General features: G+C 73.3%; 6 protein-coding genes. 3 read left to right on the plus strand and 3 right to left on the minus strand.

Features of this window, described 5'->3' with window-relative positions; translation table 11 throughout:
• Positions 1–151: 151 nt before the first annotated feature.
• The 3 genes from ACFWDO_RS20275 to ACFWDO_RS20285 form a co-directional block, all read right to left on the minus strand.
• Positions 152–1000 (minus strand): D-alanyl-D-alanine carboxypeptidase family protein, encoded by an 849-nt coding sequence (locus ACFWDO_RS20275; protein ID WP_380324942.1) that lies wholly within the window; start codon positions 998–1000, stop codon positions 152–154.
• A gap of 212 nt (positions 1001–1212) precedes the next feature.
• Positions 1213–2280 (minus strand): hemolysin family protein, encoded by a 1068-nt coding sequence (locus ACFWDO_RS20280; RefSeq protein ID WP_380324945.1) that lies wholly within the window; start codon positions 2278–2280, stop codon positions 1213–1215.
• Positions 2277–3662 carry a hemolysin family protein gene (locus tag ACFWDO_RS20285; protein WP_380347139.1) on the minus strand — a complete coding sequence of 462 codons (1386 nt, stop codon included), beginning with the start codon at positions 3660–3662 and terminating at the stop codon, positions 2277–2279. The genes ACFWDO_RS20280 and ACFWDO_RS20285 overlap by 4 nt, the downstream gene beginning before the upstream one ends.
• Before the next feature lie 206 nt (positions 3663–3868).
• On the opposite strand from ACFWDO_RS20285, the gene ACFWDO_RS20290 reads away from it, so the two are divergent.
• The 3 genes from ACFWDO_RS20290 to ACFWDO_RS20300 all read left to right on the plus strand — a co-directional run bounded on the left by ACFWDO_RS20290 (position 3869) and on the right by ACFWDO_RS20300 (position 9875).
• Entirely contained in the window at positions 3869–4615 is a 747-nt protein-coding gene (locus ACFWDO_RS20290) for a response regulator transcription factor (RefSeq protein ID WP_380324948.1), read from the plus strand.
• Positions 4615–5754 (plus strand): sensor histidine kinase, encoded by a 1140-nt coding sequence (locus tag ACFWDO_RS20295; RefSeq protein ID WP_380324951.1) that lies wholly within the window; start codon positions 4615–4617, stop codon positions 5752–5754. The genes ACFWDO_RS20290 and ACFWDO_RS20295 overlap by 1 nt, the downstream gene beginning before the upstream one ends.
• Positions 5755–6083: 329 nt before the next feature.
• On the plus strand, positions 6084–9875 hold the full coding sequence (locus ACFWDO_RS20300) for a multifunctional oxoglutarate decarboxylase/oxoglutarate dehydrogenase thiamine pyrophosphate-binding subunit/dihydrolipoyllysine-residue succinyltransferase subunit (RefSeq protein WP_380324954.1): 3792 nt from the start codon (positions 6084–6086) through the stop codon (positions 9873–9875).
• Positions 9876–9939: the final 64 nt, after the last annotated feature.

Below are 9939 nucleotides of genomic sequence, written 5' to 3' on the forward strand. Positions count from 1 at the left end.
GAGCGGGGCGGCCGAGGTCCTTCGCGCGGTCGTATCCCTCCCGAAATGGAGCGCCCCCTGGGGCGCGTGAACGCGACCGTGCGAAGGACCTCGGCCGCCCCGCGGACCCAGCCACGACAGCGCTCGGGAGGGCGTGCTCAACAGAGGGCACTCAGTGCCAGAACGAGACTTCCTCGACGCCCGGCCGGTACTCGAAGTGCCAGGGCTCGTAGTTGCCGGAGCCGCCGCGCTGAGCCCACGGCGGGTTCTCCCAGCCGTACGCCGGCCCGTTCTCCCACAGCCAGCCGTAGACGTCGCTGGTCCGGTACTCCTGCCCGCACAGGTCGATGGCGAGCCCCCAGCCGTGCATGGAGGACCCGGGCACGGCGGCGAGGTAGCCGCGGCTGGCCTTGACGGCGTACTGGGTGGACAGCGAGCGGTAGCTGGCGACGAGGCACAGGTCGCGGCCGAAGCGGGCGCGGAAGGCGTCGTTGAGCCCGCTCAGCGCGACGGCGGCGTCGGCACGGAGCTCCTCGCCGTCCTGCCAGATGTCGCAGAGGGAGTGGTCGGCCAGCTCGCCGTTGCTGCCGTCGATGGGGGCGTCCGGGTCGCAGTCGGGCAGCGGGCTGCGCTCCGCGCTGCGGCTGGCGGCGGCGGCCTCGACGCGGGCGTCGCGCGGCGCGGCGGCGATCGCGCGGGAGGTGCGGGGGGTGTCGACGCCCTGCTCGAGGAGGGCGAGGGTCGACGGGCCGGTCGGCTGCGTGTCGAGGTCGAACGGGGTGCTGCCGTGGCCGGCCTGCGCGTCGGTGACGAGCGGGGCGGCGATGGTGGCGGCGGCGAGCGAGCCGAGGACGGTCAGGCGGGTGACCCAGGTGTGGCCGGCGGGGGCGGCGTGCCGGCCGGCGTCCCCGCGCGACGGGGCGCGTTTGCGGGGCTTCTTGCCGGCCCGGGCGAGCTCGGCCTCCCGGATCTCCCGGCGTGAGCGCGGCGCGGCTGCGTCACCGTGCGACGTCGCCTCCACAGCACCTCCGCGCTCGTACCGGACGGCCGCCGTGGCCGCCCGGACACCTCCGGACCCGAACACGGACCGCCCGTCGCCGCGTGTCCTGCACGCGGCCGCGAGGGCGATCCGTCACGGAACCATAACGGGGTCGCGCTCCCCCGCCAAGTCCCGGTCCACAGCGTGGTTGCCCGCGGCGCCCGCCCCGCGGCGTGGGAGGGTGTCCACCCTGCTCAGGGCCGCCGCTGCATGGCGTCCCGGACCTCGCCGACGAGCTCCTCGAGGATGTCCTCGAGGAAGACGACGCCGAGCACCCCGTCGGGGCCCTCGACGCGCGCCAGGTGGGCCCCCGAGCGCTGCATGGCGCGCAGGGCGTCCTCGACCTCGTCGTCCGGCCGCACCGACGCGAGCGCCCGCACCCGCCACGCGGGGACGGGCTCGAACCGGTCGCCGTTCGACGCGTAGAGCACGTCCTTGAGGTGCAGGTACCCGCGCAGCTCGCCGCGACCTTCGGCGTCGCCTTCCTCGCCACCCGCGCCGCCGCGCACGGGGAACCGGCTGTAGCCGGTGCGCGCGACGAGGTGCTCGACGTCGTCGGGCGTGGTCTCGGGACCCACGACGACGAGCTCGTCGACAGCCACCATGACGTCCCCGGCCGTCCGCGACGAGAACTCGATCGCGCCGGCGAGCAGGCCCTGCTCGTCCTGGAGCACCCCCTCGGCCTGGGAGTGCTCGACGATCGACTGCACCTCCTGCGCGGTGAACGCGGAGGCGACCTCGTCCTTGGGCTCGACGCCGGCGAGGCGCACCGCATGGTTGGCGACCCAGTTGAGCGCGGAGATCACCGGGCGCACGGCCCGGCCGAGCAGCACCAGGGGCGGCGCGAACCAGAGGGCCGCGGTTTCGGGGCCGGCGACTGCGAGGTTCTTCGGCACCATCTCGCCGAGCACCACGTGCAGGTACACGACGATCGCGAGCGCGAGGACCAGCGAGACCGGGTGCAGCAGGGTCTCCGGGACACCCAGGGCCTCGAACGGCACCTCGAGCAGATGCGCCAGCGCGGGCTCCGCGACGATGCCCAGGCCGGTGGAGCAGACGGTGACGCCGAGCTGGGCGCACGCGAGCATCAGCGACACGTGCTCCATGGCCCACAGCGCGGTGCGGGCGCGTCGGTCCCCCGCCTCGGCCCGCGGCTCCATGGCGCTGCGGCGCGCGGAGATGACGGCGAACTCGGCGCCGACGAAGAAGGCGTTGCCGGCCAGGAGCAGCACGCCGACCAGCAGGGCGGTCCCGGTGGTCATCGGCCCTCCCCCCGTGCGTCGGCGCCGGGGCCGCCGTCGGGCGGGTCGGCGACGACGCGCAGGCGCTCCACGCGCCGCCCGTCCATCGCCTCGACGCGCAGCAGCACGTCCCCGCAGCGGACCTCGTCGCCCCGCTCGGGGACGCGGCCCAGCTCGGCCATGACGAGCCCGCCGAGCGTCTCGTACGCCGGGCCCTCGGGCACGACCAGGCCGGCGCGCTCCTCGAGCTCGTCGGGGCGCAGCACGCCCGGCACGACCCACGAGCCGTCGGTGCCGCGCACGACGCCTGCCCGGCGGGGGTCGTGCTCGTCGGCCACGTCACCCACGAGCTCCTCCACGACGTCCTCCAGGGTGACGATGCCCGACGTGCCGCCGTACTCGTCCACGACGACGGCCATCTGCAGGCCCAGACCGCGCAGCTCCACGAGGAGCGGGCCGAGCCGCACCGTCTCGGGCACGCGCGGCGCGTCGACCATGAGGGCGGCGGCGGGCACCTCCTCGCGCCGGTCGTGCGGGACGCCGACGGCGCGGCGCAGGTGCACCAGGCCCACGACGTCGTCCCGGTCCTCGCCGATCACGGGGAACCGCGAGTGTCCGGTGCGGCGCGCGAGGGCGACCACCTCGGCCGCGGTGGTGTCGCGCTCGACGACGGCCATGCGCATCCGGTCGGTCATGACGTCGCGGGCGGACAGCTCGTCGAGCTCGAGGGAGTTGGTCAGCAGGGTCGCGACCGACGGGTCGAGCGTGCCCTCCTGCGCCGAGCGGCGCACCAGCGACAGCAGCTCCGACGACGAGCGGGCCCCGGAGAGCTCCTCGCGCGGCTCCACGCCGACCCGGCGCAGCAGCGCGTTGGCCGAGCCGTTGAGCACGACGATCAGAGGACGGAAGATCATGGTGAACACGCGCTGCACGGGGACCACGAGCCGCGCGGTGGCGTGCGGGGCGGACAGCGCGAAGTTCTTCGGGATCAGCTCGCCGAAGAGCATCGAGAACGCGTTGACGACCACCAGGGCCAGCACGACGGCGAGCACCGCGGCGACGCCCTCGCCCAGCGCCGTCGCGGCGAACGCGTCGGAGAACAGGGACAGCAGGGCCGGCTGGGCGGTGTAGCCGAGCAGGATCGTGGTGATGGTGATGCCGACCTGCGCGGAGCTCAGCTCCGTCGACAGGTGCTTGAGCCCGGCCCGGACGGCGCGGTCCCGACGGTCCGGCGGGCGCGGCGCGCCCGTGCCGCCGCCGGGGCGGGGACTGTCGCCCTCCTCGTCGTCGGCCCCGAGGACGGCCGGGTCGAGGGTGACGAGGGAGAACTCGCTGGCGACGAACACCGCGGTCCCCGCGGTGAGCACGACGCCCAGCACGATCATGAGCACGTCGCCTAGCACGAGCGGCCCCGGTGGGTGCGGCGCGGCGGCACCGAGCGGTGCGGCGGCAGGGTGGCCAGGCGGATCGGCGCGGGCGGCCGCGCGCTATATCGGCTCTCGTCCATCGTGCTCCGATGCTATCCGGCGGGCGGCCCGTGGCGAGTCGGCGTCCATCCCGGACAGCGTGTGCTCAGCGCTCCCCCAGGGTCGCGGTGCAAGATGGCACCATGACCACCGCGACCCCTCCGAGCACCCCGGGCACCTCGGGCACGTCGGGCCAGCAGAACGCCACCGTGCTCGTCGTCGAGGACGAGCCCGCGATCGCGGCCGCCATCGCGCAGCGGCTGTCCGCCGAGGGCTGGCGGGTCGAGGTCGCGCGCGACGGCCTCGCCGGCGTCGACGCCGCCTCCCGCCTGCAGCCGGACGCCATCGTGCTCGACGTCATGCTGCCCGGCATCGACGGCCTGGAGGTCACGCGCCGGATCCAGGCGGACCGCCCGATCCCGATCCTCATGCTCACCGCCCGCGACGACGAGACCGACATGCTGGTCGGCCTCGGCGTCGGCGCGGACGACTACATGACCAAGCCGTTCTCGATGCGCGAGCTGGTGGCCCGCGTCAAGGCGCTGCTGCGCCGGGTCGAGCGCGCCCAGCAGGCCGCGGTCACGACGCCGGCCGACCCGCCCATGGTCATGGGCGACGTGACGATCGACCGCGCGCAGCGGCGCGTGCACCGCGGCGGCGACGAGGTGCACCTGACGCCCACCGAGTTCGAGCTGCTGGTCATGCTCGCCAGCTCGCCCAAGACGGTGCAGACCCGCGAGCGGCTCCTCGCCGAGGTGTGGGACTGGGCCGACGCGAGCGGCACCCGCACCGTGGACTCGCACATCAAGGCGCTGCGCCGCAAGCTCGGGCCCGACCTGATCCGCACCGTGCACGGCGTCGGCTACGCCTTCGAGCCGCCGGAGTCCTGATGGACGCCGGACCCGGCGCGCCGGACGACGCACCCGGTCCCGCGCCGCGGCGCAAGGAGCACCACCGGCTGCCCGACGTCCGCCCGCTCGACCCGCTGCGGTCGCTCAAGACCAAGCTGGGCGTGCTGGTCGTCGCGACGGTGACTTTCGCCGTCCTCATCACGTGGATCGGGCTGCAGAACGAGCTCGGCCCCACGCGGACGCTTCCCCTGGCGATCTTCCTGTCCCTGGTCATCGTGCAGCTCCTCGCGCGCGGCATGACGTCGCCGCTGCGGGACATGACGGCGGCCGTGCAGGCGATGGCGGCGGGCGACTACTCCATCCGCGTGCGCGCCACGAGCCGCGACGAGGTGGGTCAGCTCGCCGAGGCGTTCAACGTCATGGCGGCCGACCTGGACGCCTCCGACCGCGTGCGGCGCGAGCTCATCGCCAACGTCTCGCACGAGCTGCGCACGCCCGTCGCGGCGCTGCAGGCGCAGCTGGAGAACATGGTGGACGGCGTCACGGAGCCCACGCCGTCGGCCCTCGAGCTGTCGCTGGAGCAGACGGAGCGGCTCACCCGGCTGGTCACGTACCTGCTGGACCTGTCGCGCGTGGAGGCCGGGGCGTCCGCCCTCGTCCTGAGCGAGTTCTCCGTGGGCGACTTCCTCGAGGAGACGGCGCAGGCCATGTCGATGGTCGACGCCGCCAAGGGGCTGAGCTACGTCGTGGACGTCACGCCGCCCGACCTCACGCTCGAGGGCGACGTGGAGCGCCTGCGCCAGGTGGTCACCAACCTCCTGCAGAACGCGATCCGGCACTCGCCGCACGCCGGCACCGTGCGCCTGGACGCCTATCCGGTGGACGACGACGTCGTGCTCGAGGTGAGCGACGAGGGCCCTGGCATCGCCCCCGAGGACCGGGGCCGCATCTTCGAGCGGTTCGCCTCCGGCGCCGCTGCCGGCCGCCCGCACGCCGCGCCGCCCGCCGGCATGTCCAGCGGCGGCACGGGCATCGGCCTGGCGATCGTGCGCTGGGCGGTCGACCTGCACGGCGGGCACGTCGAGGTCGCCGACACGGCCCGGGGCGCCACGATGCGCGTGACCCTCCCCGCCCAGGCCCGCCCCGCGCCCGGCGTCACGACCGAGTCGGACGACTGACGGTCGCCTCGCGCACCGACGTGACGTTGCTCACATGCTTCCGTCACACGGCGGCCGGAATGGTGCGCCCATGACGCCGGACAACGGAGTCATCGGGTCGACCCGAGGAGTCGTTGCCCCCCGCATTACCGGACGGTCACGATGCCGCGCCGGGAGCCCCGGAACGGCCGTCTGGAGCCGCTGGCCCTCCCCGGCGGCGCGCCGCGAAGGGCATAGGCTGGGACCTGCGCGCGGCACCGCCGTGCGTATTTCCGGCGAACGAGTGCAACGGTGTGAAAGTGGGCGATCCGCGCGTGGTGTCCCCGAAGGACGGGTCAGAGTCGATCAGCGTGGCGAGCGCGTTCGGAGCCAACGAATGGCTTGTCGACGAGCTCTACGAGCAGTACCTCAAGGACAAGAACGCGGTGGATCCCGCGTGGTGGGACTTCTTCGCCGACTACGAGCCCGGTGAGCACAACGGCGCGGCCGCCGACGCAGCGCCCGCGCAGCCCGCGGCCCCGGTGACGCAGGCGCCCGCGCCGGCAGCGCCCGCCGCGCCCGCGGCCCCGGCCGCGCCGGCGCGCACCCCCGCCACCGTGAGCGGGTCCGGCACCGCGGCCGCCGAGGCCGCCAAGTCCGAGCGGAAGGCCGCGAAGCCCGCCCCGCTCCCCGCGGACCCCGAGGTGAGCGCCGTCCGCCCGGTCGCCGAGGCGCTGCCCTCGACCGCGCCCTACGCCGAGGTCGCGAAGGCCTCGCCGAAGGCCGCCGAGGAAGAGGCGACCGACGACGTGCAGAAGCTGCGCGGCCCCGCCGCCCGCGTCGTCACCAACATGGAGGCCTCGATCGAGGTCCCGACCGCGACGTCGGTGCGCGCCGTGCCCGCCAAGCTCATGGTGGACAACCGCATCGTCATCAACAACCACCTCGCGCGCGGCCGCGGCGGCAAGATCTCGTTCACCCACCTCATCGGGTTCGCGCTCGTCGAGGCGCTGTCCGACATGCCGGTGATGAACGCGCACTACGAGAGCATCGACGGCAAGCCGCACGTCGTGCAGCCCGCGCACGTCGGCTTCGGCCTCGCGATCGACCTCGCCAAGCCCGACGGCACGCGCCAACTCCTGGTGCCGAGCGTCAAGAAGGCCGAGGAGCTCGACTTCGCCGGCTTCTGGGCCGCCTACGAGGACCTCGTGCGCAAGGCGCGCGGCGGCAAGCTCGGTATGGACGACTTCGCCGGCACCACGATCTCGCTCACCAACCCGGGCGGCATCGGCACCGTGCACTCCGTCCCGCGCCTCATGGCCGGGCAGGGCACGATCATCGGCGTCGGCGCCATGGACTACCCGGCGGAGTTCGCGGGCGCGTCCGAGGAGCAGCTCGCCCGCATGGGCATCTCGAAGGTCATGACGATCACGTCGACCTACGACCACCGCATCATCCAGGGCGCCCAGTCCGGCGAGTTCCTCAAGGTGCTCGCGAACAAGCTGCTCGGCCTCGACGGCTTCTACGACCGCGTCTTCGCGGCCCTGCGGGTGCCGTACGAGCCGGTCCGCTGGGTGCGCGACAACACGGTGGACGCCGACGTCGAGGCCGCCAAGCCGGCGCGCATCGCCGAGCTCATCCACTCCTACCGCTCCCGCGGCCACCTCATGGCGGAGACCGACCCGCTGGCCTACCGCCAGCGCAAGCACCCCGACCTGGACATCCAGAACCACGGCATGACGCTCTGGGACCTGGACCGCCGGTTCCCGACGGGCGGCTTCGGCGGCAAGACCAAGGACACGCTGCGCGACATCCTCGGCCTGCTGCGCGACTCGTACTGCCGCACCATCGGCGTCGAGTACATGCACATCGCCGACCCGGCCCAGCGCAAGTGGCTGCAGGAGCGGCTCGAGTCGGGCTACGCGCGCACGCCGCGCGAGGACCAGCTGCGCATCCTGCGCCGCCTGAACTCCGCCGAGGCGTTCGAGACCTTCCTGCAGACCAAGTTCGTCGGCCAGAAGCGCTTCTCGCTCGAGGGCGGCGAGTCCGTCATCCCGCTGCTCGACGCCATCCTGTCGAAGGCCGCCGAGGGCGGGCTCGACGAGGTCGGCATCGGCATGGCGCACCGCGGTCGCCTCAACGTGCTGGCGAACATCGCGGGCAAGAGCTACGGCCAGATCTTCAAGGAGTTCGAGGGCCAGCTCGACCCGAAGAGCGTGCAGGGCTCCGGCGACGTGAAGTACCACCTCGGCACCGAGGGCGTCTTCACCGCCGAGTCCGGCGCGACGACCAAGGTCTACCTGGCCGCGAACCCGTCGCACCTCGAGGCGGTCGACCCCGTGCTCGAGGGCATCGTGCGCGCCAAGCAGGACCGCATCGACCTGGGCGGCGACGGGTTCTCCGTCCTGCCGATCCTCATCCACGGCGACGCGGCCTTCGCGGGCCAGGGCGTGGTGCCCGAGGTGCTCAACCTCGCGCAGCTGCGCGGCTACCGCACCGGCGGCACGATCCACGTGATCATCAACAACCAGGTGGGCTTCACCACCGGGCCGTCGTCGTCGCGCTCCACGACCTACGCGACCGACGTCGCCAAGGGCTACCAGGTCCCCGTCTTCCACGTGAACGGCGACGACCCCGAGGCCTGCGTGCGCGTGGCCGAGCTCGCCTTCGCCTACCGCGAGCAGTTCGACCGTGACGTCATCATCGACATGGTCTGCTACCGCCGCCGCGGGCACAACGAGGGCGACGACCCCTCGATGACGCAGCCGCTGATGTACAACCTCATCGAGGCCAAGCAGTCGGTGCGCAAGCTGTACACGAAGAACCTCGTGGCGCGCGGCGACATCACGGTCGAGGAGGCCGAGCAGGCGCTGCAGGACTACCAGTCGCAGCTCGAGCGGGTCTTCACCGAGACCAAGTCGGCCGGCACCGCCGCGACGCCCGACGGCGAGGACGAGATCCTCGGCCTCGAGCGGCCCGAGTCGCAGCGCGAGGGCGCCGGCGACATGGTGGGCTGGCAGACGGCCGTGCCGCACGCCGTGCTCGAGCGCGTGGGCGGCGTCCAGGTGTCGGCCCCCGAGGGCTTCACGGTGCACCCGAAGCTGGCCCAGATGCTCCAGAAGCGCCAGCTCATGGCCAAGGAGGGCGGCATCGACTGGGGCTTCGGCGAGCTCGTCGCGTTCGGGTCGCTGCTCATGGAGGGCACCCCGGTGCGCCTCGCCGGGCAGGACTCGCGCCGCGGCACGTTCGTGCAGCGCCACGCCGTGCTCCACGACCGCAACACCGGCGCCGAGTGGACCCCGCTGCTGTACCTGGCGGGCGACCAGGCGAAGTTCTGGGTGTACGACTCCTCGCTCAGCGAGTACGCGGCCCTCGGCTTCGAGTACGGCTACTCGGTGGAGCGCCCGGACGCCCTCGTGCTCTGGGAGGCGCAGTTCGGCGACTTCGTCAACGGCGCCCAGACGGTCATCGACGAGTTCATCTCGTCGGCCGAGCAGAAGTGGGGCCAGAGCTCGTCGCTGGTCATGCTGCTGCCGCACGGCTACGAGGGCCAGGGGCCGGACCACTCGTCCGCCCGCATCGAGCGCTTCCTGCAGCTCGCGGCCGAGAACAACATGACGGTCGCGCAGCCGTCCACGCCGGCGTCGTACTTCCACCTGCTGCGCCAGCAGGCGTACGCCCGCCCGCGCCGCCCGCTGGTCGTCTTCACGCCGAAGCAGCTGCTGCGCCTCAAGGCCGCGGCCTCCAGCGTGGAGGACTTCACCACGGGCACGTTCGAGCCGGTGCTGCCGGACACGACGGTGGACCCGGCCCAGGTGGACCGCGTGCTGCTGAGCACGGGCCGGGTGTACTACGACCTGCTCGCCGAGCGGACGAGCCGCCAGGACACCCGCACCGCCCTGGTGCGTCTGGAGCAGCTCTACCCGTTCCCGGAGGAGCAGATCCGCGCGCAGCTCGCGCAGTACCCGAACGCCGAGGTCGTGTGGGTCCAGGACGAGCCGGAGAACCAGGGCGCCTGGTCCTTCCTGCACCTGGCCTTCCCGGAGGACATGCCGCGCGTGCGCGTCGTGTCCCGCCCGGCGTCCGCCGCCACCGCCCCCGGCACTGCCAAGCGCCACAAGGAGCAGCAGGAGGTCCTGGTCGCGCAGGCCTTCGACCGCTGACCCTGCCGAGGTAGTACAGATCTCGCCGAGGTAGTTCGAAGGGCGGGCCGCATCCGATGCGGCC

This window comes from Isoptericola sp. NPDC060185, from assembly GCF_042728595.1.
Classification (GTDB): domain Bacteria; phylum Actinomycetota; class Actinomycetes; order Actinomycetales; family Cellulomonadaceae; genus Isoptericola.